Below are 25575 nucleotides of genomic sequence, written 5' to 3' on the forward strand. Positions count from 1 at the left end.
TCTCGCAGCAACGCATGGTCGGCGGCCCGGCATGGTCGCTCAGCTCAGCAGCGGCCCGAGCGCATCGAGCACCCGGCTGGCCAGCAGTGCCTTGGACCCGTGGTCGAGTGCCTGTTCGGTGCCGTCGGCGCCGAGCAGCCAGCCGTCGTTGGTGTCGACCTCGAACGCCTTGCCCTCACCGACCGCGTTCACGACGAGCAGATCGCACCCCTTGCGGGCCAGTTTGGCGCGCGCATGGGTGAGCACGTCACCGTGCTCGTCACCGGTTTCGGCGGCGAATCCGACGATCGCGGTGCCCGGCAGCTGGCCGTCGGCGCGGGCCTGGACCAGTCCGGCGAGGATGTCGTCGTTCTTGGTCAGGGCGATGGTGTCGGGTTCGCCGGCACCCTTCTTGATCTTGGCCGCGGCCACATTGGTGGGCCGGAAATCGGCCACCGCCGCCGCCATGATCACCGCGTCCGCACCGGCCGCGTGCTTGTCGACCGCGGTCTTGAGCTGCTCGGCGGTGGTGATGTGCACCAGCTCCACGGCCGCCGGGGCCGCCATCTCGATGGTGTTGCCCGCGATGAGCGTCACGTGCGCGCCACGCTGGGCCGCGACCCGAGCCAGGGCGTAGCCCTGCTTACCGGAGCTGCGATTGCCGAGGAAACGCACCGGGTCCAGCGGTTCCCTGGTGCCGCCTGCGGTCACCACCACCCGGCGGCCTTCGAGATCACGCGGAATGGCGTCGGCGCGCTCGAGCAGCAGCGAGGCCAGGCCGAAGATCTCCTCGGGTTCGGGCAGGCGCCCCGGGCCGGTGTCGGTGCCGGTGAGCCGGCCCGAGGCCGGTTCCATGACATTGGCGCCGTGGGCACGCAGGGTGGCGACATTGGCGACCGTGGCGGGATGCTCCCACATCTCGGTGTGCATCGCGGGCGCGAACAGGATGGGACATCGCGCGGTGAGCAGGGTGGCGGTGAGCAGGTCGTCGGCGCGGCCGGTGGCGGCGCGCGCCATCAGATCGGCGGTCGCGGGCGCGATGACGACGAGATCGGCTTCCTGCCCGAGCCGCACATGCGGCACTTCGGGCACGTCGGAGAACACCCCGGTGTTGACGGGGTTGCCGGTCAGTGCCTCGAAGGTGGCCTTGCCGACGAACTGCAAGGCCGACTCGGTGGGAATGACCCGGACCTCGTGCCCGGTTTCGGTGAAGCGGCGCACCAGCGCGCACGCCTTGTAGGCGGCGATGCCCCCGCCGACCCCGACAACGACCCGTGTGGTCATTGCGCCTCCTGTGTTGTGCGGGACACCAGCGCCCGATGTGCCCGGCGAGCCACGGTGCCGTGCACCGGCCTCACCGGGACGTGGTCACTCGCCTTCGGTGTGCTCGAGCAGGTCGGCGTGGATCTCACGCATGGCCACCGACAGCGGCTTCTCCTGCGCGATGGGCTCGACCAGCGGGCCGACGTACTCGAGGATGCCGTCGCCGAGCTGGTTGTAGTAATCGTTGATCTGACGTGCCCGCTTGGCGGCGTAGATGACCAGGGCGTACTTGGACGAGGTGCGCTCGAGCAGCTCGTCGATCGGCGGGTTGGTGAGACCGATCGGAGTGTCGTAGGCGGGCGCGGAGATGGTGTCCGTACTGCTCACTAGGGGGGCTCCTGCGGGTTGTTGACCGATATTGTCGCGGACGGGTGTCACGAACTCGAATTTGTGCTAACGAACAACGATACCAACTGCTCGCAGGCGCTGGTCACCTCGTCGTTCACGATCACGATGTCGAACTCGTCACAGGCGGCCAGTTCGGTGCGCGCGGTCTCCAGCCTGCGCTCGATGACCTCCGGCGATTCGGTGCCGCGCGAACGCAGCCGCGAGACCAGCTCGTCCCAGCTCGGCGGGGCCAGGAACACCAGCAGCGCCTCCGGCATCGCCTTACGGACCGAGCGGGCACCTTCCAGATCGACCTCGACCAGCACGGGCAGGCCTTCGGCCAGCGCCGCGCGGACCGGGGCCGCCGGGGTGCCCGAGCGTTGCAGTCCGCCGTGGATATCGGCCCATTCGAGCAGATCACCGGCTTCGATCATCGCGTCGAACTCCGCGCGGCTGACGAACCGGTAGTCACGGCCGTCGACCTCCCCGGGCCGTGGGGCCCGGGTTGTGGCCGACACGCTGAACACCAGGTGCGGTAGGCGTTCGCGAACGCAGCGCACCACGGTGGACTTGCCCACGGCCGAGGGGCCGACCAGAACGACCAGCCGACCCTTCGTCATGTGTTCGACCACCGGCGGTTGTCAGGCGCCGAGGTCGAACTTGGCCAGCAGGGCCTTACGCTGCCGATCGCCCAGGCCGCGCAGACGGCGGGTGGGAGCGATCTCCAGCTCGGTCATGATCTCGGCCGCCTTGACCTTGCCGACCTTCGGCAGGGCCTCGAGCAACGCCGACACCTTCATCTTGCCGATGATCTCATTGGTCTCGGCATCGTCGAGGACGCTCTTCAGGTCGGTGCCGCCACGCTTCAAGCGATCCTTGAGCTCCGCCCGAGTGCGGCGAGCGGCCGCCGCCTTCTCCAAAGCAGCGGCGCGCTGCTCGTCAGTCAGCTGGGGAAGGGCCACGGTTCCTCCGTCTCATCGTTCATTGCATCAACTACTGCCCAATTACCCGGCAGTGACAGCGACCGTACCCACGACTCCTGCCGATTGCGAACCCACCCCCCAGGTCAGCGCATGATTCGACGATGCCGTAGGGGACGCCGGACGCAATGCCGACCCCGGCCCGCCCGCCCTCCCGAACACCGGTTCGAATCCACGAAACAGCCTGCAAGCAGGGCGTTTTCGTACACGGAACGAATTAGCGGGGCGGTTGCCACGGCGTCGTCACCGCCGCCGGCAAACCCACAACCCCCCGACCAGGAACTTTCTGGAAAATTTCTGCGTGTCGTTCCGGAATCAGGCGCGTGTCGCGTTCCGGGCATCTCGCGCGCGAACCTCCGACCGTGTCAGGGCGGTGCGCAGATCAGGTCAGCGCGCCGTGGCGGCCGGCCGTTGGGCGTCGAAGCAGGACGGTTGGACGCGGGACAGCGAGTACCTGGCACGGCCGTATCGGCAGGCAGGCGCGTCTATGGGCCCAGACGACGCGGTACCGGGTACTCGGGCCGCCAACTGACCACACAGCATTTCAGCGAGGCGGCAGGGCACCAGCAAACGCACCTCGGGCACCGCCGCCGAAGCCCGGCGCCGGACATGGATCAGGCCCGGCCCGAGGGGTGGGCGGGCCGGACCTGATGTCCCCCGCAAGTGCGAGGTGCTGTGATGGAAAACCGCCGACTATTGCCCCGCCGGAGATCCCCCGATCAACCTTCACAGCATCTCACCGCCGCGACGCCGATACCAGCACCACGGCCGATGCGTCGCGGATGAGACACCCGTGCCGAAACCGCCGCCGGGTCCGGGGTGATCGTGTACGCGGCCGGGCACTAGGCCTGGAGGAAGCCGAACTCTTCCTGCAGCGCGGCGACGCGCGCCCGCAGCGCCGGAACCGACGGACCTTCGCGCAGCACCTCACGCGAGGCGTTGGGCACCACGCCGTGCAGCAGGTGGTGCGGGACGAGGCCGCGTATCGAGTCCGCTCCCCCGCCCTGCGCGCCCACCCCCGGCATGAGGATCGGGCCGTTGAGCCTGCTCAGATCCGGCGCCTCGGTGAGGGTGGCGCCGACCACGACGCCGACGGAGCCGAAGCCCGCGCCGGTGTTGCGAGCCGCTGCGGCGTCGACGACGGTCTGGGCGATGGTGCGCCCATCACCGGCGGTGATCCGTTGCAGCTGCGCGCCTTCCGGATTGGAGGTGGCGGCGAGCACGAATACCCCGCGGTGCTCGGCCTCGGCGAGCTCGAGCGCCGGATCGAGGGAGCCGAAGCCGAGATACGGCGACACCGTCACCGCGTCCGAACTCAGCGGGCCGTCGCCGAGCCAGGCGCGGGCGTAGGCCTCCATGGTGGACCCGATATCGCCGCGTTTGGCGTCGGCCAGCACCAGCGTGCCCGAATCACGCAACACCTCGATGGTGCGCTCGAGCACCCCGATCCCGCCCGCGCCGTACACCTCGAAGAACGCGACCTGCGGTTTGACCAGCGCCACGCAGCCGTCGAAGGCCTCGACGCAGATCTCGGCGAAGGCTTCAAGGCCGTCGACGTCGTCGGTCAGACCCCATTGGGCGAGCAGGGCCGGATGCGGATCGATGCCGACGCACAGCGGGCCGAAATGCCGCATCGCGTGCTGTAACCGGTCGCCGAAGGTCCGCACCGATCCCGCTCCGCTCTCCTGATCGTGGCTCACCCGCGCAGTACCGCGTGCAGTTCCTGCAGCGAACGCACCCCGATGCCGCCGTTGATGCTGGCCTCGATGCCCTGCACGGCCGCGGCCGCACCCTGCACCGTGGTGATGCACGGGATGTTCACGCCCACTGCGGCACTGCGGATCTCGTAGCCGTCCACGCGGGGGCCGGAGTTGCCGTACGGGGTATTGAACACCATGTCGACCTCGCCGTCGCGGATCTGCTCGACGATGGTCGGCTCGTCGGCCGGGCCGTCCTCGGAGTGCTTGCGCACCCGTTCGCACGGGATGCCGTTGCGGCGCAGCATCTCCGCGGTGCCCTCGGTGGCCAGGATGCGGAAGCCCAGATCGTTGAGCCGCTTCACCGGGAACACCATGGCGCGCTTGTCGCGGTTGGCGATGGAGACGAACACCGTGCCCTCGGTCGGCAGCGAACCGTAGGCCGCGGCCTGGCTCTTGGCGAAGGCGGTACCGAAATCGGCGTCGATGCCCATGACCTCACCGGTCGACTTCATCTCCGGCGACAGCAGCGAGTCGACGCCGGTGCCGTCGGCCTTGCGGAACCGATGGAACGGCAGCACGGCTTCCTTCACCGCGACCGGTGCGTCCAGCGGGACGTGCCCGCCGTCGCCCTCGCCGGGGAGCATGCCTTCCTTGCGCAGGTCGGCGATGGTGGCGCCGAGCATGATCCGCGCGGCCGCCTTGGCCAGCGGCACCGCGGTGGCCTTGGAGACGAACGGCACCGTGCGGCTGGCGCGCGGGTTGGCCTCGAGCACGTAGAGCACGTCGTCCTTGAGCGCGTACTGCACATTGAGCAGGCCCTTGACGCCGATGCCCTTGGCCAGCGCGACGGTGGAGCGGCGCACGGCCTCGATATCGCTGCGGCCGAGGGTGATCGGCGGGAGCGCGCACGCCGAGTCACCGGAGTGGATGCCGGCCTCCTCGATGTGTTCCATCACGCCGCCGAGGTACACCTCGTCACCGTCGCAGAGCGCGTCCACGTCGATCTCGATGGCGTCTTCGAGGAAGCGGTCGACCAGCACCGGGTGCTCGGGGTTGAGCTCGGTGGCGCGGGAGATGTAGCCCTCGAGCGAGGTCTCGTCGTAGACGATCTCCATACCCCGACCGCCCAGCACGTAGGACGGGCGCACCAGCACCGGGTAGCCGATCTCGGCCGCGATCTTCTTGGCCTGCTCGACGGTGGTGGCGGTGCCGTACTTCGGCGCGGGCAGCCCGGCCGCGACCAGCACGTCACCGAACTCGCCACGGTCCTCGGCCAGGTCGATGGCAGCGGCACTGGTGCCGACCACGGGCACACCGGCGTCGGTGAGCCGCTGCGCCAGGCCGAGCGGAGTCTGGCCGCCCAGCTGCACGATGACACCGGCGACGGTGCCGGATTCGCACTCCGAGTGGTAAACCTCGAGCACATCTTCGAAGGTCAGCGGCTCGAAGTAGAGGCGATCTGCGGTGTCGTAGTCGGTGGAGACGGTCTCCGGGTTGCAGTTGACCATCACCGTCTCGTAGCCCGCCTGCGACAGCGTCTGCGCCGCGTGCACACACGAGTAGTCGAACTCGATGCCCTGGCCGATCCGGTTCGGGCCCGAGCCGAGGATGATCACCTTCTCGCGCTCGTGCTGCGGCGCGACCTCCGATTCGGCGGCGGGATCGAGCTCGTAAGCGGAGTAGTGGTACGGGGTCTTGGCCTCGAACTCGGCCGCGCAGGTGTCGACGGTCTTGAACACCGGGCGCACCCCGAGCCGATGCCGTAGTGCGCGGACACCGCTCTCACCGGCCAGTTCCGGGCGCAGCGCGGCGATCTGGCGGTCGGACAGGCCGTAGTGCTTGGCCAGCCGCAGCAGCGGTTCGTCGAGCACCGGCGCGTCGAGCAGTTCCTGGCGCAGTTCAACCAGGCCGGCGATCTCGGCGACGAACCACGGGTCGATGCCGGAGGCAGCGGCGACGTCGTCGATGCTCGCGCCCAGGCGCAGGGCCCGCTCCACCTGGTAGATGCGGCCTTCGGTGGGTACCCGCAGATCGTCGAGCACGGCGGTGATCGCGGCCTGGACATCGGCGGGGGAATCGGAGGCGGGCGCCCACTGTCCGTCGTCGGTGGTCCAGAACCCGGTGGACTTGGTCTCCAGCGAACGCAGCACCTTGCCCAGCGCCTCGGAGAAGTTGCGGCCGAGCGACATCGCCTCGCCCACCGACTTCATGGTGGTGGTCAGCGTGCCATCGGCACCGGGGAACTTCTCGAACGCGAACCGCGGCGCCTTCACCACGACGTAGTCCAGGGTCGGCTCGAAGCAGGCCGGGGTTTCCTTGGTGATGTCGTTGACGATCTCGTCGAGGGTGTAGCCGATGGCCAGCTTGGCGGCGATCTTGGCGATCGGGAAGCCGGTGGCCTTGGACGCCAGCGCCGAGGACCGCGACACGCGCGGGTTCATCTCGATGACGATCAGGCGGCCGTCGGCCGGGTTCACCGCGAACTGGATGTTGCAGCCGCCGGTGTCCACGCCGACCTCACGCAGGATCGCGATGCCCAGATCGCGCATCTTCTGGTATTCGCGGTCGGTCAGCGTCATCGCCGGGGCGACGGTCATCGAGTCGCCGGTGTGCACGCCCATCGGGTCGACGTTCTCGATGGAACAAACGATCACGACGTTGTCGCGCCCGTCGCGCATGAGCTCGAGCTCGTATTCCTTCCAGCCGAGGATGGACTCCTCGATCAGGACGTTCGCGGTCGGCGAGGCGGCCAGGCCACCGCCGGCGATGCGGTCGAGATCCTCGTCGTTGTAGGCCATGCCGGAGCCGAGGCCACCCATGGTGAACGAGGGCCGCACGACCACCGGGAAGCCGAGCTCGGCGACGGTGTCGCGCACCTCGTCCATGGTGAAGCACACCCGCGAGCGGGCGCTCTCGCCGCCGACCTTGGCGACGATGTCCTTGAACTTCTGCCGATCCTCACCGCGCTGGATGGCGTCGAAGTCGGCGCCGATCAGCTCGACACCGTACTTCTCCAGCACGCCGCGCTCGTGCAGCGCGACGGCGGTGTTGAGCGCGGTCTGCCCGCCGAGGGTGGCCAGGATGGCGTCGGGGCGCTCCTTGGCGATGACCTTCTCGACGAATTCGGGGGTGATCGGCTCGACGTAGGTGGAGTCGGCGAACTCCGGGTCGGTCATGATCGTGGCCGGGTTGGAGTTGACCAGCGACACCCGCAGGCCCTCCGACCGCAGCACCCGGCACGCCTGGGTGCCGGAGTAATCGAACTCGCAGGCCTGACCGATGACGATCGGGCCCGAGCCGATCACCAGGATGTGGTTCAGATCGGTGCGGCGAGGCATCAGGCTCCTTCCATCAGACCGGCGAAACGGTCGAACAAGTACGCGGCGTCATGGGGGCCGGCGGCGGCTTCGGGGTGGTACTGCACCGAGAAGGCGCGCCCGTCGACCAGGCGCACACCCTCGACGGTGCCGTCGTTGGCGCAGACGTGGCTGACCTCGGCCGTGCCGAAGGGGGTGTCGAACTGTTCACCCTGCTCGCCTTCGAGGGCGAAGCCGTGGTTCTGCGCGGTGATCGAGATGCGGCCGGTCTCGTGCTCGACCACCGGAATGTTGATGCCGCGGTGGCCGAACTTCATCTTGTAGGTGCCGCGGCCCAGCGCCCGGCCGAGGATCTGGTTGCCGAAGCAGATGCCGAACAGCGGCAGGCCGGCACCGAGGATCTGGCGGGTGAGTTCGACCGCGCCGTCCTGGGTGGCCGGATCACCCGGGCCGTTGGACAGGAACACGCCGTTCGGCTTCAGCTCCTGGATCTGGTCGAACGAGGTACCCGAGGGCACCACGTGCACCCGGATGCCGCGTTCGGCGAACATCCGCGGGGTGTTGGTCTTGATGCCGAGGTCGACGGCGACCACGGTGAAGCGGTGCTCGCCGGTGGGCTCGATGGTGTAGAGCCCGTCGGTGCTGACCTCTTCGGCCAGATCCGCGCCGAGCATGGACGGCTGGCCGTTGACCCTGGCCACCAGTTCGTCGACCGAGGCGGCCACGGCGTCACCGCTGAAGATGCCCGCCTTCATCGAACCGCGGGTGCGCAGATGCCGCACCACCGCACGGGTGTCGATGCCCGCGATACCGACGACGTCCTGGCGCACCAGCTCCTCTGGCAGCGTGCGGGTGGCACGCCAGTTGGAGGCGCGGCGCGCGGGATCGCGCACGGCGTAGCCGGCGACCCAGATCTTGCCGGACTCGTCGTCCTCGTCGTTCCAGCCGGTATTGCCGATCTGCGGGGCCGTGGCCACCACGATCTGGCGGTGATAGCTGGGGTCGGTGAGGGTTTCCTGGTAGCCGGTCATCGCGGTGCAGAACACCGCCTCGCCCAACGTCTCGCCGACGGCGCCGTAGGCGGTGCCACGGAAAACCCGGCCGTCCTCCAGCACCAAGGCCGCTTCGTTATTTCCGCTCATCCCTCGTCTCCCGTCGTCATCTGTGCCCACGCCGGATACACCGTCTTGTCGTCTCCTCGGAATCCGGTATCGATCTCGGTCCCGGTCGGCAGTTTCCAGCGAATCACCAGCACACCATCTTCTGTCATCACCTTGCCCGCGTGGCCGCGTTCGGTGCGCACCGCGGTGATCGATTCCTGCGGAATCCAGATCACCGACGCGCCGTCACGCTCGAGCAGGATGCCTCGCTCGAACCTGGTGAGTTCGGCGTTGGCTCGAAAGCCGAGGTCGCCGACCGCGATCCGGTCCTGCCAGCTCGGCGCCATGGTGCTGCCGAGGTAGAGGCCGGTGGTCGGTTCGAGCAGCTGAGCGCCCAGTTCCTGCGGCACCGGCGGCAGGTCGCCGATGCGCTCGGCCTGGCGGGCCGCCCGGTTCTGCCAGCCCCGGTACATCAGGTAGATCAGTACGGCCCACAGCAGCGCCAGCCCGACCACCCACAGCGTGCGTTCCATTACGACTGCCCTCCGGTCCGCGCGGGCGAGGCCGCCACGCCGTCGCGGGCGGTGATCCGGCCGCGCAGCAGGGTGGCGGTCACCCGGGCCGGCAGCGTCATGTCCTGGTACGGCGTGTTGTCGGAGATGCTGGCGAGTTCGTTCGCACGCACCGTCCAACTGGCGTCCGGGTCGACGAGCACCAGGTTCGCCGGTTCACCGACCGCGATCGGCCTGCCGTGCTCGTCCAGTCCGACGATCTCGGCCGGGCGCTCGCTCATCACCTTCGCCACCCCGCGCCAATCCAGCAGACCCGGCCGGACCATGGTCTGCACCACGATCGACAGCGCGGTCTCCAGCCCGAGCATGCCGGGACGGGCGGCGGCGAACTCGCAGCACTTGTCCTGCTCGGCATGCGGGGCGTGGTCGGTGGCGACACAGTCGACGATGCCCTCGGCGAGTGCCTGCCGCAGCGCGACGGCGTCGGAGGCCTCACGCAGCGGTGGGTTCACCTTGTTGACCGCGTCGTAGGTTTCCAGCCGCGAATCGTCGAGCAGCAGATGATGCGGGGTGACTTCGGCGGTGATCGAAATGCCCTGCGACTTGGCCCATTTCACCAGCTCCACGGTGCCGGCGGTGGAGGCGTGGCAGATGTGGACGCGGGCGCAGGCATCACGGGCCAGCAGCGCGTCGCGCGCGACGATGGACTCCTCGGCAGCGCGCGGCCAGCCGGCCAGGCCCAGGCGGGCGGCGGTCGGGCCCTCGTGCGCGACGGCGCCGACGGTCAGCCGCGGCTCCTCGGCGTGCTGGGCGATCAGTACCCCGAGCGAGTTCGCGTATTCCAGGGCGCGACGCATGATCAGCGGGTCGTAGACGCAGTGGCCGTCATCGGAGAACATGCGCACCGCGCCGATACCGGCGGCCATGGTGCCCATCTCCGCGAGCTGCTTGCCTTCCAGCCCCACCGTCACGGCGCCGACCGGGTAGACGTCGACCAGGCCGACCTCCTGACCGCGCCGCCACACATGGTCGGTCACCACGTGCGAATCGGCCACCGGGTTGGTGTTGGCCATCGCGAAGACCGCGGTGTAGCCGCCGAGCGCGGCGGCAGCGGAACCGGACTCGATGGTCTCGGTGTCCTCTCGGCCGGGTTCGCGCAGGTGGGTGTGCAGGTCGACGAAGCCGGGCAGCAGGATCTGGCCCTTACCGTCGATGATCTCGGCGCCGTCGATGACGCCCAGATCGGTGGCGATATCGCGGATCTCACCGTCGGCGACGAGCACGTCGACCGGCTCGCCCTCGCCGTAGACCAGTACACCCTTCAGCAGAACGGATGCGCTCACACTGTTTTCGCTCATGCTGTGACCTCCTGGCATGATCGGGCGCCTTCCGTGGTTACGCACGCTGCCTTCTCCATGCGCTGACCGCTCATGCCACGGCCTCCTGGGTCCCCACCAGCAGCCGGAACAGCACCGCCATCCGCATATGCACTCCGTTCGTCACCTGTTGCAGCACCGCGGCCTTGGGCGAATCCGCCACCGACGACGCGATTTCCATACCGCGCAGCATCGGGCCCGGATGCAGCACCACCGCATGCTCGTCCAGCAGCGCCAGCCTGCGTTCGGACAGTCCGTAGTTCACCGCGTATTCGCGGGCCGACGGGAAGAAGCCGCCGTTCATCCGTTCGGCTTGCACCCGCAGCATCAGCACCGCGTCGGCGCCGGGCAGCTCGGCGTCGAGGCTGTGCGAGACCCGCACCGGCCAACTCTCCACCCCGGTCGGCAGCAGCGTGCGCGGCGCGACGAGCACCACTTCCGCGCCGAGGGCGGACAGCAGGAAGGCATTGGAGCGGGCGACCCGGCTGTGCAGGATGTCGCCGACGATCACCACACGCCTGCCCTCGATGGTGCCGAGGCGCTGACGCAGCGTGAGCGCGTCCAGCAGGGCCTGGGTCGGATGCTGGTGGGTGCCGTCACCCGCGTTGATGACCGCGGGGACCGATCCACCTGAGGTCCGCGCCCACTCTTCGAACCAGCGCGCGATCTGATGCGCCGCGCCCGAGGCCGGGTGCCGCACGATCAGCGCGTCGGCGCCCGCGGCGTGCAGGGTGAGCGCGGTATCGCGCAGCGATTCGCCCTTGGCGACCGAGGAACTGCTCGCGCTGACGTTGATGACGTCGGCGCTCATCCATTTGCCCGCGACCTCGAACGAGACGCGGGTGCGGGTGGAGTTCTCGAAGAACACCGTCATCACGGTGCGCCCGCGCAGCGTCGGCAGCTTGTGCACCTCGCGGCCGAGCAGGGCCTGTTCGAAACGTTCGGCTTCGTCGAGCAGTTCGGTGGCGACGTCGCGGCGCAGATCGGCGACCGTCAGTAGATGCCTCACGCTTCCTCCTGGTGCAGGTACACACCGTCGCGGCCGTCGTGTTCGGTGAGCAGCACCGAGATGTCCTCGGTGCGCGCGGTCGGCACGTTCTTGCCGACGAAGTCGGCCCGGATCGGCAGTTCGCGGTGGCCGCGGTCGACCAGGACCGCGAGTTGTACGGCGCGGGGGCGGCCGAGGTCGCGCAGGCCGTCGAGGGCCGAGCGCACGGTGCGGCCGGAGAACAGCACATCGTCGACGAGCACGACGAGCGCGTCCTCGATGCCGCCTTCGGGCACCGAGGTGCGCTCCAGCGGGCGATGCGGCCTGCTGCGCAGGTCGTCCCGGTAGAGGGTGATGTCCAGCGAGCCGAGCGCCGGGCGGACACCGGAGAATTCCTCGATCTTGTCCGCGAGCCGGGCCGCCAGCGTGGTGCCGCGGGTCGGGATGCCGATCAGCACCACCCGGGGCGCGGCGGGATCGCCCGAATCCAGGGCGGTCTTCTCGATGATCTGATGCGCGATACGCGCGATGGTGCGGCCGACGTCGGAGGGAGACAACAGTTCCCGTCCCGCCGCTACCCATGCCGGAGTGTGACGCTCCGAGGGGCCGGTCGCCCCGGCGGCGTCGCCGCTGCCCGCCGACGTCGCTTCGGCAGCGCCGGACGCGGCTGCCCGTTCTTCGGGCACAGCCATGCCGACCTCCTTCCCCGCCTCACCGGACGGTCCGTTAAAGGATGTCTTACGCCGAGCAGCCTATCAGCCCGCCGTAGCCGCTTTTCACCAGGTGAGGGCTGGATCAGCGGTTGTGAGCGGGAACACCGATCTTCGACTCGGCACCGGTTGTGAGCCCGATAACGCATGGCGGCGTGCGATGTCGTGCGCGGGCGCGGCGGACGCTCGGTGCGAACCCTGGCCACGAGGCCCGCATCCGCCGCGGCACGATCCGGGCGAGGCCGAAGTCACTCGCGGACGGCGAGGATGTTGCCTGCCTGCGGGTCGTTCATCGTCACGGGCCGCCCGTACGGTGCGGCGAGATCGTCCCAGGCGCGGAAGCTCGTGCGCCAGCCGTGGGTGCCGAACCAGGTTTCGGCGTCGTGGCCGAGGCCGTTGATCGGGGTCGGGCGATCGCCGGCGCCGGACACCAGGTCGCGCAGCGCCCGGTACGACGGGGCGGCGGCGTCGGTCTGGAATCGGCCGACGCCGAACCGGCTGCCCGTGGACGACAGTTCGGTGACGGTGCCGGCGACCGCGTAGGCCTGCTCGCGCGGGAGGTAGCCGAGCACGCCCTCGTCGATCCACTGGGTGGGCCAGTCTACGCGGAACCCGCTCTCCCGCAGCGCCTTCGCCCAGTCCTCGCGCAGATCCGCGGCAACCACCCGACGCACGCACGTGGGCCTGGCATCGTGGGAGGCCAGTAGTGGTTCCTTGAAGGCGAACAATTCGGGCAGGTCCAGCTCGAAGAAGTGGATGCCCGGCGCCAAACCGAGCCGGAACGCCCGGGTGTCGAGACCGGCGCCCAGCAGCACGATCTGCTCGCAGCCGGCCGCTATGCCGTCACGAATGTCGTCGTCGACGAGTCTGACCGCAACCGAACGTGCCTCATAGAACTGGTCGGCCAAGGCCTCGAATCGGGCCCAGCGCTCGTCGTCGAAGCCGGTCCGCGCGGCATCGACGAACACTGCGGCAAGGGGGTCGTCATAGAGCCGGTCGGGGCGAAGGCTCTCGCGCATGCGGATCATCGCCACACCGATCGCGGTCATCGCCACACCCGCGGTGGGTACGGATCTCGTTTCCTCTGCCATCGGCATCTCCCCTCCAGCACCGCACGACGGCTGCCGCGCGACCTCGCGAACACTGCCGACGACTCTAGGCGCCGCCACCGCGGACGGGACCGAAAACGGAGGCCGAACCACGACGACACCGGCCGCCCCGAAGTCACCTCGGGCGGGGCCGGGACAGTGCGCCGACCCCGCCCTCGCGGGATGCCCGCCCCGATCGGGGCGGACAGCCGGTCAGCCCAGCGCCGAGGTTTCGGCGAGGACCTTGTCACGATGCTGGTCGCGCAGCGCCTTGTGGTGCGGGCTGCGCCGGACCACCAGGTAGGCGAGCCCGAGCACCGCGAACCAGATCGGCGTCACCAGCAAGGCCTGCAGGGTGTCGGATTCCTGGGTGAGCGCCCAGATCAGGAAGGCGAAGAAAGCGAGCACGGCCCAGACCATCGGGATACCGCCGGGCATCTTGAACTTCGACGCGGCGTGCAGGTGCGGGCGACGGCGCCGGAAGGCGAGGTAGCTGGCCAGGATCATGGTCCACACGAACATGAAGCACAGCGACGAGATCGTGGTCACCACGGTGAACGCCTCCACGATCGATTGGCCCGCGTAGAGCAGCACCACGCCGATCATCAGGAACGCACACGAGAAACGCAGCGCGTTGGCCGGCACCCGGCGCGGCGAGAGCTTGCCGAAGATGGCGGGAGCGTCGCCGTCACCGGCGAGTCCGTAGACCATCCGCGAGGTGGAGTAGATGCCGGAATTCGCGCTCGACGTGGCGCTGGTGAGCACGACGAAGTTCACCACGCTCGCCGCGATCCCCAGACCGGCCAGGCTGAACATCGCCACGAAGGGGCTCTCGTCGGGCGAGACCTCACGCCACGGCGTCACCGCGCAGATCACGATGAGCGCGCCCACGTAGAACAGCAGCACGCGCACCGGGATGGAGTTCACCGCGCGCGGCAGGGTTCGTTCCGGGTCCTTGGCCTCGGCCGCGGTGGTGCCGACCAGTTCGATGCCGACGAAGGCGAAGACCGCGATCTGGAAGCCCGCCACGAATCCCATCGGCCCCATCGGGAAGAACCCGCCGTCGTTCCACAGGTTCGCGATCGAGGCGGTGCTGCCGCTGTCACCGGTGAAGCCGGTCAGCACCATCACCAGACCCGTGACGATCAGCGCGCCGATGGCGATCACCTTGATCAGGGCGAACCAGAACTCGGTCTCGCCGAATGCGCGCACGGTGGGCAGGTTCAGCACCAGCAGCACCGCGATACAGACCAGCGCGGGAATCCACAGTGGCAGCTCGGGCCACCAGTAGGCGACATAGCCGGCGATCGCGACCACATCGGCGATACCGGTGACGACCCAGCAGAACCAGTAGGTCCATCCGGTGAAGAACCCGGCCCACGGGCCGAGCAGATCACCGGCGAAATCGCTGAACGATTTGTACTCGGAGTTCGACAGCAGCAGCTCGCCCATCGCCCGCATGACGAAGAACAGGAAGAACCCGATGATCATGTAGACGAGGATCACCGACGGCCCGGCCAGCGAAATCGTCTTGCCCGAACCCATGAACAGGCCGGTGCCGATGGCGCCGCCGATCGCGATCAGCTGAATGTGCCGGTTGGCCAGCTGACGGCTCAGATGCCCTGGCCCCTCGGGTCCCCCCGCCGGATTCTCCTTGTCCCCCGAACCTCCGTCGCTCTGCAGCACGGCCATGGAACTCCCTCCGAATCAAGCGCGAAGACCCCATTCGACCATCCGGCGACGGACGCGGGCCCGGCGGATAGGGTATGCACAGCAGTCACTAGCACATATGTTCGAATGGCGTTAGGCTCTCTCTCATGACCATGCCGCTGCAGGGATCGCTGCTCGACGGGCTCGGCGAAAGCGGATTGGCGCCGCTGGCCGGGGTGCACCGTACCCGCCTCGCCGCGGGCGCCTGGGTGGACCAGCTACCCGGTTGGCTCAGCGGAGCCGATGAGCTGTTCGAGCATCTCGCCTCGTCGGTACCGTGGCGCGCCGAACGGCGGCCGATGTACGACCGGGTGGTCGATGTGCCGCGGCTGCTGTGCTTCTACGGCGAAACCGATCCGCTGCCCGACCCGCTGCTGGATCAGGCCCGCGAAGCCCTCACCGAGCATTACCTGGCCGAGCTGGGTGAGCCGTTCCGCACGGCCGGTCTGTGCTTCTACCGCGACGGCCGCGATAGCGTCGCCTGGCACGGCGACACCATCGGACGCGGCGCCGGCCACGACACCATGGTCGCGATCGTCTCACTGGGTGCGCCTCGCCCACTCCTGCTGCGACCCAAGGGCGGTGGCGAGAGTCTGCGCTTCCATCCGGGCCACGGCGATCTGTTCGTCATGGGCGGTTCCTGCCAGCGCACCTGGGAGCACGCGGTGCCGAAGACCCGAAAGCCCGTCGGCCCGCGCATCAGCATCCAGTTCCGTCCGCGCAACGTGCGCTGAGATCACCGGGCGCGGAAAACGTGGCGGCGGCCACAGCACGGTGTCGTACCCTGCCGCTACATTTGCTGCATGAATGATCCTGGGGCGGGGGTGCTGGCGGTGATGCCGCTGCACACGATCAGCGATGTCTACGGTGAAGACGGGCTGCGCGGCAGATTCGAGCTGGAAACGGCGGAATTACCTGGCGCAGAGCAGCTCACGGCCGCGCTCGAGCTGGCCACCGATCTGCACCGCAAGGACCGATACGGCCGCGAGCCGTACATCAACCATCTACTGCGCGTGGCGATCCGGATCGCCAGCCATTACGAGGTGCGCGATACCGAGGTGGTGATCGCCGGGCTGCTGCACGATTCGGTGGAAGACCACTCCACCGAGCTGGCCGGGACGAGATCGGGCTCGCCGACATCCGCCGCGCTGGCCGCCCTCGCCGACCGGTTCGGCGCACGGGTCGCCGATATCGTTGCGTCGGTGACCAATCCGGCGCCCGACCCGGGCCGCGACCGGCACGAACAGTATCGCGAGCACGTCACCACCGAACTCGAGCGCGCGCCGTGGGCCCGGGTGGTGAAGCTGTCGGATTTCACCGACAACGGCGTCGGCATCCTGTACGCCACCGGGCCCGTCCTGCACAAACTCGCCACCAAGTACCGGCCGCTCACCGACGTCTACCGAGATCTGGTGCTGCGAGCGGACACCCCGCTCGCCGAGCACGTCAAGGTGCACATCCTCGAACAACTCGACCTGGCCGATCAACGTTTCGACGCCATCCTGGCGCCGCGCTGACCCGACCGGGCACACAACGCGCACCTGGCGCCGGCGCTCGGTGGGCAGCCGGCCGCCGGTCCGTGATCCGTCTCGGCACTCCACGCCGCAGCACGAGCGACCCCGTTCCCGGCTCAGGGTGCGCGTAAGACGGACTCCATCATCGCGCGCACCGCTGCCAGCACTCGATCGGTCTCGCCCGAGCGCACCAGATCGGGCACGGTCGGCCCGGCCAAACTGTCCAGCAACAGCCGCCCGACGACCTCGGCATCCAGATCGGGACGCGCCTCACGCAGCAGCGCGGTGATGTGGTCGAACCAGAACCGATGGAACTCCGCGGTTCTCGGATGCGGCGCCTCGGTGCGATAGGCGGCCATCAGCTCGCGATTGTCGATCACCAGCCACGCCATCGCCTCGAAGAAGGCGATCAGCCGCTCCCCCGCGGGCGCGCCTGGCCCCAGCGGCGGCGGCCCGTCCTTGACGGCGTTCATCAGCGTCAACGCGCTCTCGGCGACCATTTCGTGCAGCAACCCGGCCCGGTTGCCGAAGCGATGGAAGATGGTCCCCTTGCCGACCCCCGCGGCTGCCGCGACCCGATCCATCGTGATCGCCTCCGCGCCGTGCTCGGCGAGCAGGGCCCTGGTCGCGTCCAGGATCGCGCGCCGATTGCGCGCGGCATCCGCGCGTTCGGCCGGACGACGGTCGGTCATCGCACCACTTTCGGTTGACAAGTTGACCGGCGGTCCATATCGTCTGCGCGAGTAAGTGGACCGTCGGTCAAGTTATGGAGTTCCAATGCAAGCAATCGTAATGACGGGAATCGGTGGGCCCGAGGTCCTGGTCGCGCGCGAGGTCGCCGAGCCGCGACCGGAGGCGGGCGAAGTACTGATCCGCGCGGAGGCGATCCCCGTCCTCTACCCCGAAACCCTCATGCGCTCGGGCATTTTCCCGATGGCCGTCGACCTTCCGGCCGTCTTCGGGTTCCAGGCGGCGGGCGAGGTGGTCGAGGTCGGCGACGGCGTGGATCGGAGCCTTCTCGGGCGCCGAGTGGTGGCGGATACGGCGGGTGCGGGTTCCTACGCCGAGTTCGTTCGCGCCGCAGCCGAGGCCGCGACCGTTATCCCGGAAGGAGTCTCGGCCGAGGATGCCGCAGCCGCGGCGATGAGCGGATCGGTCGCGATCGCGCTGCTGAAGGCCGCCCGGCTCACCGGCACCGAGACGGTGCTCGTGGAAGCGGGGGCGACGGGCGTCGGCAGTTACCTGGTTCAGCTGGCCGAGCAGTTCGGCGCGGCGCGGGTGATCGCCACCGCGGGCGATGCGGCCAAGCAACAACGGGCCCGCGAGCTGGGCGCCACCGACGTGCTCGATCACCGTGCCGACAACTGGGCCGATACCCTGCGCGCCCGGCTCGCCGACGCCACCGTCGATGTCGTCTTCGATTCCATCGGCGGCTCGTCCGCTGCGCCGCTGCTCGATGTCATGACCCCGGGCAGCGGACGCATGCTCAGCTATGGCTGGCTGTCCGGCGCGCCGGCACAGGTGACGGCAGGCGATCTTCTCCCCCGTGGGCTCACCCTCATCGGGTGCGCGGGGCCCGCCTGGCTCGCGGAGCTGGCGCCACACCGCGCCGACATCCTCGAGCGAGTCCACACACTCGCACCCGCCGTCGAGACGACGTTGCCGCTCGACGCCGCGGCTCAGGCGCATGAGCTGGTCGAATCACGCGCCCCGCTCGGCAAGATCATTCTGCGGCCGGGCGCAGATCGGTAGCGGACGATCGCCGGCGCGGCACAGCGGACACGATCGCGGCAGTTCGGGTCGCCGATTCGAGTCGATGGGCCGTGGACGCGGGCGGCAACCGACGGTCGCGGCAGCGACCTTCCGGTCAGCGCTCGAGCATGAAGAAATACGGCTCGGCCAGCCCACGCATATCCATCACGCCGAGCAGGGCATCGTCGTCGAGACGCCGGAAATGGTCGATGATCGGCAGGTGGTCGTAAACCATGGCCGCGCTGACGACACCGCGGTATTCGATATCGCGCAACCGGGCCGTCGGCTTCTTGGTGCGCAGCGCCGGCGCGAGGAAGCGCAGATTGTTGCGCACCGGGCGCAGCCAGGTGGCCGGGAATCGACCGGCCAGCCCCAGCGGGGCACGGCGCGGGTCCACGGCGAAGATCGAACCGTTCTGGTCGGCGAACAGCAGCGGATGCACCGCGTCGGGGCTGTCGAATTGCTTGCCGTACCAACCGGATTCCACGAGCACACCGGCCCACGGATGTCCGGTGTTCACTTCGCTGCCACGCCAGCGGCCGGTGGTCACCTCGCCGACACGGGCGGCGGGCAGATCATCGAACACCGCCCACGCCTGCTCCGGCGTACAGCGTCCGCGCAATATCGTGCGCTGATTCTCGGTCATCGCCCGATCTCCTCACCATCGAAGTGTTGCGAGGAAAAGTCTATCTGTCTCTCAACCGGTCGCCTCGACCGGTTGCCGGCGGACGGTTTGACCTCGAGCGCGGTTGAGGTAGCAAGATCGACAGCGAGAGCGCGGGGCCCGGCGTCGGGGCTGGCCTCCGTTCTCGGCCCGAGCCGGTCACGGCTTGCTGCTCGCGCTCCCGCCGGGGTCCTGTACACCCACCCGGCGGGAGCGCGGGCATGGGTCGGCGGCTCGCGACTCCGCTGGGCGTGATTCGCCCCCCACTGGTGACACACAATGGCCCTGTCCAGAAGTCCCGCCCCGTCGCCCCACGGTTGCCGGTTCGCCTCGCCTGGGCGAAACCAGCTGCGCCGCACTATGTCACGCGATTCGGTCCGGTGGCAGCGACCCGGACGCGCAGCGGTATACGCTGTCGCCCTCCTGCCGCGCCGCCGATAGGGTGAATCCCTGCGGACCGTGCTCGAACCCCACGTCGATGCCGCGAACCACCTCACTCGCCGCTGGTGCGAGGCGGGCGCGGACGGAGATTTCGTCCTCTCCGGCGCCGGGCTGTGGCCGCTGCTCGGCCTGATGGCGGCGGCCGCGGGCGGGCCGGCGCGCGCCGAACTCGAAGCGGCAATCGGAATGCCCGGCAGCACAGCCCATTCGGCCGCACTGCGGCTCATGGAGACGATGGATGACGCGGTCGATCTGTCCGCAGCGCTCGGCGTCTGGGTCAACCGCAACCTGCCATTGAACGACGAGTGGCTGAGCGGCTTGCCGGTGGGCACAGTCGATCTCCTCACCGACCAGGTCACCCTCGATGCCTGGGCCGACCAGCACACCGGTGGCCTGATCAAGAAGTTTCCACTCCGAATCGACCCCTCGACCCTGCTGGTCCTGGCAACCGCCCTGGTGGCCCGCACCACGTGGCGCGAATCGTTTCATGAGACGGCCATGACACCGGGGACCGGCCCATGGCAGGGCCCAGCGGTGGCCGCATTGTCACGGACCACCAGCAGTCTGACGGACGCGGCGATCCTGGACGGACCCCAACCGGTGACCCGCATCGTCGTGCAGGGCACGGCCGATGTCGATATTCATCTGCTCCAAGGACCTGCCACTCCCGCCCACGTGCTCGCCACCGGATTGGACGCACTCGCCGGTGTGATCGAAGTGCGCACGCAACTCCCCGTGGGCACCGACGGGCCCGGACTCGCAGTGCGCGAAGAGACTTCACTGCGGAATCGACCTCAGCTCCGGCTACAACTCCCGCCCTTCGACATCCGCTCCAACCATGACCTCTGCGCCACCCACCTGAGCCCGATATTCGGCCTCACCGCCGCACAGACATCCGGGCATCACTTCCCCGGGATCTCCCCGAGGCCGTTGGCGATCAGCCAGGGCGCACAGGACGTGCTGGCCCGCTTCACCCGCGATGGATTCGAAGCCGCGGCGGTCACCGCGTTCGCCCTCCGCGCCGGCAGCAAGCCACCACCGCCGACCGAACACCGAGTCACCGTCTGCACCGCGACCTTCGACCGCCCCTTCGGTTTCCTCGCCGTCCACCGACCCACCGACCTGGCCATCGTGGCCGGCTGGATCGCCTCCCGGCCCGAGGAGTACCGGCCTCCCACACGAGCCGCGAGCGCGGCCGATACCGCTGATCGACATCCCCGGCATCCACGGCCGGAACCGGTGCCGCGGCAGTCGCGAACGGCTCCGCCACAGCCGGCCCCGGCCGAGTCCCCGTTCGGCCCGGCCTTCACGTCACCGCCGCCCGCACCCTGGGCTGGGCCACCACAACCGGCGCCCGTCCCGCGGACACCCCGGCCGTCTATGCCGCCGTGGCCCCCGGCATCGGACTCCCCGACGACCCCGCTGCGCCGCCCGCCCACCACGCCGGGTGCGCGGTAACGCCAGTGACGTTCACGGCATATCGGCGCCCGCCGCGTCCTCGTGCGGCAACCGACGCGGACCGGGCCCCTCGTCACTGAGCGCATCGCCAGGGTTGAGTACCCAGCAGGTCTGCAACGACAGGCAACCGCAACCGATACAGCCGGTGAGTTCGCGTTCGAGGGCCTCGAGTTCGCGCCTGCGGGCGGCCAGATGGGATTGCCAGCGCCGGGAGATCCGTTGCCAGTCACGTTTGCTCGGCATCCGATCCTCCGGCAGCGACGCGAAGACCTCGGCGACCTCGGTGAGCGGGATACCGAGGCGCTTGGCGACCAGGATCAGCGACAGCCTGCGCAGCACATGCCTGCGGAACCGACGTTGGTTGCCCGAGGTACGAATCGAGGTGATCAACCCTTGGTCTTCGTAGAACCGGACCGCGGACGTGGCGATCCCCGCGCGCTGAGCGACCTCGCCGACCGTCAGCAGATCGGTGGGTGCCGGTTTCGACATCGAACTCCTTGACTTAAAGTGAGCTTTAAGTTCTAGCGTAGCTGCTCGTGACCTCTACCTCGCTCGATGAGCACGAAAAGCCCGACAACGACAACGCGGTGACGACGGACCGACCCACTGGCGGCTGGCGTGAGTTGCTGTCGCCCAGCCACTTCGCGAGCGTGGCGATCCTGGCCGGTGGCGTCGCGCTCTATGCGATGAATCTGTATTTCACCGCCGCCCTCATGCCATCGATCGTCGATGACATCGGTGGCGCCGACTATTACGCGTGGGTCGCCACCGGATTCCTGATGGCGGCGGTGATCGCATCGATGCTGGTCAGCCGAATCCTCGGAAGCCGAGGCGTGCGGGGGGCGTACCTGGTCGGCTTCCTCACCTTCGGACTGGGCGCGGCGTTGAATGCGCTGAGCCCGACAATGGAATTGCTCCTGGTCGGGCGCGTCGTACAGGGTTTCGGCGGCGGGTTGCTGGCCGGGCTCGGCTACGCGGTGATCCGTGCGGCGCTGCCTGCCCACCTGTGGGCCAGGGCCGCCGGTCTGGTATCGGCGATGTGGGGGGTGGGCACGCTGGTGGGCCCGACCCTGGGCGGGGCCTTCGCCCAGGTCGGCGCCTGGCGCTGGGCCTATGCCCTGCTCCTGCTCGCCGCGATGGTGCTGGCGATGCTCGGTGTCCGCGCCCTGCCACCCCGGACCGCCGTTGCCACCGAGCGCAGCAACGTGCCGCTGCTGTCGCTGACGTTGCTCACGGCCGCGGCGGCGGTGTTCAGCCTCAGTTCCACGGTGGCGTCCGGATGGCCGACCGCGGGCTGCATGATCGCGGGCGCCGTCTTGCTCGGCGCGTTCCTCGCCGCCGAAAAGCGTGGCAGGTCCTCGGTGCTGCCGCGCTCGACCTATCAGCGCGACAATCCGCTCAAGTGGGTGTACCTCACCGTCGCCGCCCTGTGCGCGGGCGTGATGACGGAGAACTTCATTCCACTGTTCGGTCAGGAACTCGGCGGTCTGGCGCCCTTCGCCGCCGGGCTGCTCGGCGCCGCTCTGTCCGTCGGGTGGGTGGTATCGCAGCTGTTCAGCGTCGGCCTCGGCCCGGCCGCCGCGCGACGGGCCATCCGGACGGCGCCGGTTCTGCTCACCGGCGGACTGCTCGTCTACGGGCTCGCTCAGTCCGACGACGCCGCCGTCATCGGCGTACTACTGTGGGCCGCAGCTCTTTTCGTGGCCGGTACGGGTATCGGCCTGGCCTTCCCGCACCTGAGCGTGGCCGCGATGGCCAGTACGACCGACGAGAACGAGGGCGCCAAGGCCGCGGCGGCGTTGAGCACCACCCAGCTCATCGCCTACACCGTGACCTCCGCCATCGCCGGCACTTTGGTCAACCTGGGCGGGGATTCGGTCGTGAATTCCGCACGGCTGATGACCTTCGGGATCGCGGCCATCACCGTCGCCGGAACGATCACCGCGGTGCGGGCCACAGCTCGGAGCCGACCGACGGCGGGCCGGTAGACGGCTCGGTCCCGGCAGACCTGGCGGGGTTCACGACCGGGACCGCGTCGGCGCTCCGCACAACGTCAGCCGGTGATCTCCCACTCGTACACCGTGACCTCCGAGGCTCCGGTGGTGTGCACCGGATCGGTGAAGACGATCTCGCGCGCCTGGTCGAGCGAATCGGCCAGCACGATATAGGCGCCACCGGTGCCGTCGGTGAATCGGCCGGTTTCCTGCAGCATGCCCTTGGCCCGCAGTTCGGCGAGGAACTGCTTGTGCGGTTCCACGACCGCCGGATCGAACCGAGGCGTGCGCATGACCATGACCAGGTACTTGTGCATCACTGCTCCGGCTCGGGCCGCGGCGCGCGGGTGGCCGCGGCGGCGGCGCGGACCTGCGGCGCCACCAGCACCACCTGACCGAGCACACCGTTGACGAACGACGGCGAGTCGTCGGTGGACAGCTCCTTGGCCAGTTCCACCGCCTCGTCGACCGCCACCACCGGCGGCACATCGTTGGCGTGGAACAACTCCCACACCGCGATCCGCAGGATGGCGCGGTCCACGGCGGGCAACCGCGACAGCGTCCAGTCCTGCAGATAGGACTCGATGGTGCCGTCGACCCGGTCGAGATCATCGGCGACGCCTTCGACCAGCGTGCGGGTGTAGGCGTGCACCGGTGCGACCGCCTGATCGGTGACCGACAACTCGACCCGCTCGTCGATCAGATCAGCGGGGTCGATATCGCGGGCCTCGGCTTCGAACAGCAGATCCACCGCGCGGCGCCTGGCCTTGTGGCGTGCGCCGAGTTTCTTGAATGCGGGCTTCTTCTCCGCGGGCTGGTCCGCCATGCGGCGTCAGGAGTTGACGCGGCTGATGTAGCTGCCGTCGCGGGTGTCGATCTTGAGCTTGTCGCCCACATTGATGAACAGCGGGACCTGCACCTCGGCGCCGGTCTCGATGGTGGCCGGCTTGGTGCCCGCGCTGGAGCGGTCGCCCTGCAGACCCGGTTCGGTGTGGGTGACCTCGACCTCGATGGAGACCGGCAGCTCGATGAACAGCGCCTCGCCCTCGTGCATCGCGATCTGCACGCCCATGTTCTCCAGCAGGAAGCCACCGGCCTTGCCGACGATGTTCTCGCCCAGGTGGATCTGGTCGTAGGTCTCGCCGTCCATGAAGATGTAGTCGGAGCCGTCGTGGTACAGGTAGGTCATATCGCGACGGTCGACGGTCGCGGTTTCGACCTTCACACCAGCATTGAACGTCTTGTCGACGACCTTGCCGGAGACCACGTTCTTCAGCTTGGTCCGCACGAAGGCGGGGCCCTTGCCCGGCTTCACGTGCTGGAACTCGACGATCTGCTGGAGCTGATTGTCGATCTTCAGCACGAGGCCGTTCTTGAAGTCGCTGGTGTCCGCCACTGTCTTCGGATCTCCTCGGTTCTCGGCGACCGGCGTCACTCGACGACGGTCAGGTCTTTGCTGGTGCGGGTGAGCAGTTCCGGGCCCCCTTCGCGCACCACGAGCGTGTCCTCGATCCGGACCCCGCCGCGGCCGGGAAAGTACACACCTGGTTCGACGGTCACCGCCACGCCAGACAGCAGTGTACTCGTGCCCGCTTTCGCGATTCCGGGCGCTTCATGGATACGCAGTCCGACCCCGTGTCCGAGTCCGTGCACGAACAACGCACCGTGGCCCGCGGCGTCGATGACGGCGCGGGCGGCGCCGTCCACATCGGCGACCGGCACGCCAGGTCGCAGGGCCTCGCGGCCTGCCCGCTGCGCCTCGCGCACCAGTTCGTAGACCTCGCGCTGCCAGTCGGCCGGCGGGCCGAGCACCAGGGTCCGGGTCATGTCCGAGTGGTAGCCGCCGACGACCGCACCGAAATCGAGTTTCACGAAATCGCCCGTCGCCAGCACCGCATCGGTCGGGCGATGGTGTGGAACAGCCGAATTCGCACCCGCGGCGACGATCGTCTCGAAGGCGACGGCTTCGCCGCCGTGTTCGAACATCGCCCATTCCAGGTCGCGGGCCACCTGACGTTCGGTGCGACCGGGTCGCAGCGCGCCGCGCTCGAGCAGGGTGGCCAGCGCGGCATCGCCGACCGCGCACGCCGCGCGCAGCCGGTCCACCTCGTAAGCGTCCTTGACCATGCGCAACTGCTCGACGAGCCCGGGCGTGGCGACCAGTTCCAGACCGGTGCTGAGCTCCTCGAAGCCGCGGTGCTCGTCGACGGTGACCACGTGACTCTCGTAGCCGACCCGGCCGAGTTGCCACTCCCCCGCGAGTTCCACCACGCGGCGGGCACACGCGCGCACGATGTCGGCGTGCAGGTCGGGCACCTGCTCGGCGACCTGGGTGCGGTAGCGGCCGTCGGTACTGATGACGGTGCGATCTTCGGCGCCGTGCGCGTCCCAGGAGGACACCAGCAGCGCGGCGTTCGAGCCGGTGAAGCCGGTCAGGTACCTGATGTTGACCAGGTCGGTGACCAGGAGCCCGTCGATCTCGTTCTCCACCAGCAGGCTGCGCAGCGCGCTTCGACGCGCCGCGTAGTCGGGCCGCAGCCCCGCAGCATCAGCAGACATGGATCAAAGCTACCGCCGTCTTCCGCGGGCTCGACACCCCAGCATGTTTTGGGAGTACACTCCGATTTACTAGTTCACTCTCA

General features: G+C 68.9%; 25 protein-coding genes. 5 read left to right on the plus strand and 20 right to left on the minus strand.

Going from position 1 to position 25575, the window contains the following annotated elements:
- Window positions 1-39 precede the first annotated feature (39 nt).
- The 13 genes from coaBC to cycA form a co-directional block, all read right to left on the minus strand.
- Window positions 40-1263, minus strand: a complete 1224-nt coding sequence (gene coaBC / locus AC4HOU_RS03905) for a bifunctional phosphopantothenoylcysteine decarboxylase/phosphopantothenate--cysteine ligase CoaBC (RefSeq protein WP_036537816.1) — start codon at window positions 1261-1263, stop codon at window positions 40-42.
- A gap of 84 nt (window positions 1264-1347) precedes the next feature.
- A complete protein-coding gene (rpoZ, locus tag AC4HOU_RS03910; protein ID WP_036537817.1) occupies window positions 1348-1629 on the minus strand; it encodes a DNA-directed RNA polymerase subunit omega in 282 nt (93 codons plus the stop codon).
- A 47-nt stretch (window positions 1630-1676) separates the two neighbouring features.
- Window positions 1677-2249 (minus strand): guanylate kinase, encoded by a 573-nt coding sequence (gmk, locus tag AC4HOU_RS03915; RefSeq protein ID WP_051016591.1) that lies wholly within the window; start codon window positions 2247-2249, stop codon window positions 1677-1679.
- Between the two features lie 21 nt (window positions 2250-2270).
- The gene (mihF, locus tag AC4HOU_RS03920) at window positions 2271-2591 is read right to left on the minus strand and encodes an integration host factor, actinobacterial type (RefSeq protein WP_163816037.1); all 321 of its coding nucleotides are present in this window, start codon (window positions 2589-2591) and stop codon (window positions 2271-2273) included.
- 860 nt (window positions 2592-3451) lie between these two features.
- Window positions 3452-4276 (minus strand): orotidine-5'-phosphate decarboxylase, encoded by an 825-nt coding sequence (pyrF, locus tag AC4HOU_RS03925; protein ID WP_163814649.1) that lies wholly within the window; start codon window positions 4274-4276, stop codon window positions 3452-3454.
- 29 nt (window positions 4277-4305) lie between these two features.
- On the minus strand, window positions 4306-7647 hold the full coding sequence (gene carB, locus AC4HOU_RS03930) for a carbamoyl-phosphate synthase large subunit (protein ID WP_163814596.1): 3342 nt from the start codon (window positions 7645-7647) through the stop codon (window positions 4306-4308).
- Window positions 7647-8768 (minus strand): glutamine-hydrolyzing carbamoyl-phosphate synthase small subunit, encoded by a 1122-nt coding sequence (gene carA, locus AC4HOU_RS03935; protein ID WP_163814597.1) that lies wholly within the window; start codon window positions 8766-8768, stop codon window positions 7647-7649. Before carA ends, carB begins: the two co-directional genes overlap by 1 nt.
- Window positions 8765-9259: a PH-like domain-containing protein gene (locus tag AC4HOU_RS03940; RefSeq protein WP_163814598.1), complete on the minus strand. Its 495-nt coding sequence runs from the start codon at window positions 9257-9259 to the stop codon at window positions 8765-8767. Before AC4HOU_RS03940 ends, carA begins: the two co-directional genes overlap by 4 nt.
- Window positions 9259-10596 carry a dihydroorotase gene (locus AC4HOU_RS03945; RefSeq protein WP_195019619.1) on the minus strand — a complete coding sequence of 446 codons (1338 nt, stop codon included), beginning with the start codon at window positions 10594-10596 and terminating at the stop codon, window positions 9259-9261. The genes AC4HOU_RS03940 and AC4HOU_RS03945 overlap by 1 nt, the downstream gene beginning before the upstream one ends.
- 70 nt (window positions 10597-10666) lie before the next feature.
- Window positions 10667-11623 (minus strand): aspartate carbamoyltransferase catalytic subunit, encoded by a 957-nt coding sequence (locus AC4HOU_RS03950; RefSeq protein ID WP_195019620.1) that lies wholly within the window; start codon window positions 11621-11623, stop codon window positions 10667-10669.
- Window positions 11620-12294, minus strand: coding sequence for a bifunctional pyr operon transcriptional regulator/uracil phosphoribosyltransferase PyrR (pyrR, locus tag AC4HOU_RS03955; protein WP_138447450.1), 675 nt, complete (start codon window positions 12292-12294; stop codon window positions 11620-11622). The genes AC4HOU_RS03950 and pyrR overlap by 4 nt, the downstream gene beginning before the upstream one ends.
- Window positions 12295-12560: 266 nt before the next feature.
- The gene (locus AC4HOU_RS03960; protein WP_490724138.1) at window positions 12561-13403 is read right to left on the minus strand and encodes an SAM-dependent methyltransferase; all 843 of its coding nucleotides are present in this window, start codon (window positions 13401-13403) and stop codon (window positions 12561-12563) included.
- 210 nt (window positions 13404-13613) lie between these two features.
- Window positions 13614-15092, minus strand: coding sequence for a D-serine/D-alanine/glycine transporter (gene cycA, locus AC4HOU_RS03965; RefSeq protein WP_194992024.1), 1479 nt, complete (start codon window positions 15090-15092; stop codon window positions 13614-13616).
- A 125-nt stretch (window positions 15093-15217) separates the two neighbouring features.
- Here cycA and AC4HOU_RS03970 point away from each other — a divergent pair, with 125 nt between their 5' ends.
- Both AC4HOU_RS03970 and AC4HOU_RS03975 read left to right on the plus strand, forming a co-directional pair.
- The gene (locus AC4HOU_RS03970; protein WP_195019622.1) at window positions 15218-15844 is read left to right on the plus strand and encodes an alpha-ketoglutarate-dependent dioxygenase AlkB family protein; all 627 of its coding nucleotides are present in this window, start codon (window positions 15218-15220) and stop codon (window positions 15842-15844) included.
- 69 nt (window positions 15845-15913) lie between these two features.
- Window positions 15914-16627 carry an HD domain-containing protein gene (locus tag AC4HOU_RS03975; RefSeq protein WP_195019623.1) on the plus strand — a complete coding sequence of 238 codons (714 nt, stop codon included), beginning with the start codon at window positions 15914-15916 and terminating at the stop codon, window positions 16625-16627.
- A gap of 113 nt (window positions 16628-16740) precedes the next feature.
- On the opposite strand, the gene AC4HOU_RS03980 is transcribed toward AC4HOU_RS03975, so the two are convergent.
- A complete protein-coding gene (locus tag AC4HOU_RS03980; protein WP_195019624.1) occupies window positions 16741-17316 on the minus strand; it encodes a TetR/AcrR family transcriptional regulator in 576 nt (191 codons plus the stop codon).
- A gap of 85 nt (window positions 17317-17401) precedes the next feature.
- Here AC4HOU_RS03980 and AC4HOU_RS03985 point away from each other — a divergent pair, with 85 nt between their 5' ends.
- Window positions 17402-18376 carry a quinone oxidoreductase family protein gene (locus AC4HOU_RS03985; RefSeq protein WP_228806900.1) on the plus strand — a complete coding sequence of 325 codons (975 nt, stop codon included), beginning with the start codon at window positions 17402-17404 and terminating at the stop codon, window positions 18374-18376.
- A gap of 115 nt (window positions 18377-18491) precedes the next feature.
- Here the strand turns inward: AC4HOU_RS03985 and AC4HOU_RS03990 are convergent, their stop codons facing one another.
- A complete protein-coding gene (locus AC4HOU_RS03990; RefSeq protein WP_163814604.1) occupies window positions 18492-19022 on the minus strand; it encodes a DUF4334 domain-containing protein in 531 nt (176 codons plus the stop codon).
- Window positions 19023-19499: 477 nt separating this feature from the next.
- On the opposite strand from AC4HOU_RS03990, the gene AC4HOU_RS03995 reads away from it, so the two are divergent.
- Window positions 19500-20939 (plus strand): serpin family protein, encoded by a 1440-nt coding sequence (locus AC4HOU_RS03995; RefSeq protein WP_324197315.1) that lies wholly within the window; start codon window positions 19500-19502, stop codon window positions 20937-20939.
- 12 nt (window positions 20940-20951) lie between these two features.
- Here AC4HOU_RS03995 and soxR read toward each other — a convergent pair whose 3' ends face one another.
- Entirely contained in the window at window positions 20952-21428 is a 477-nt protein-coding gene (soxR, locus tag AC4HOU_RS04000) for a redox-sensitive transcriptional activator SoxR (RefSeq protein WP_163814606.1), read from the minus strand.
- Between the two features lie 47 nt (window positions 21429-21475).
- On the opposite strand from soxR, the gene AC4HOU_RS04005 reads away from it, so the two are divergent.
- Entirely contained in the window at window positions 21476-22927 is a 1452-nt protein-coding gene (locus AC4HOU_RS04005) for an MFS transporter (protein WP_324197316.1), read from the plus strand.
- A gap of 65 nt (window positions 22928-22992) precedes the next feature.
- Here the strand turns inward: AC4HOU_RS04005 and AC4HOU_RS04010 are convergent, their stop codons facing one another.
- Genes AC4HOU_RS04010 through AC4HOU_RS04025 form a run of 4 tightly spaced genes read right to left on the minus strand, consistent with a single transcriptional unit; the run spans window position 22993 to window position 25492 of the window.
- Entirely contained in the window at window positions 22993-23250 is a 258-nt protein-coding gene (locus AC4HOU_RS04010) for a YciI family protein (RefSeq protein ID WP_163814607.1), read from the minus strand.
- On the minus strand, window positions 23250-23759 hold the full coding sequence (gene nusB / locus AC4HOU_RS04015; RefSeq protein WP_163814608.1) for a transcription antitermination factor NusB: 510 nt from the start codon (window positions 23757-23759) through the stop codon (window positions 23250-23252). The genes AC4HOU_RS04010 and nusB overlap by 1 nt, the downstream gene beginning before the upstream one ends.
- A gap of 6 nt (window positions 23760-23765) precedes the next feature.
- Window positions 23766-24329, minus strand: a complete 564-nt coding sequence (gene efp / locus AC4HOU_RS04020; RefSeq protein ID WP_014351746.1) for an elongation factor P — start codon at window positions 24327-24329, stop codon at window positions 23766-23768.
- Between the two features lie 35 nt (window positions 24330-24364).
- Window positions 24365-25492 (minus strand): M24 family metallopeptidase, encoded by a 1128-nt coding sequence (locus AC4HOU_RS04025; RefSeq protein ID WP_195019625.1) that lies wholly within the window; start codon window positions 25490-25492, stop codon window positions 24365-24367.
- Between the last annotated feature and the right edge of the window lie 83 nt (window positions 25493-25575).

Source organism: Nocardia sp. JCM 38205 (assembly GCF_058222935.1).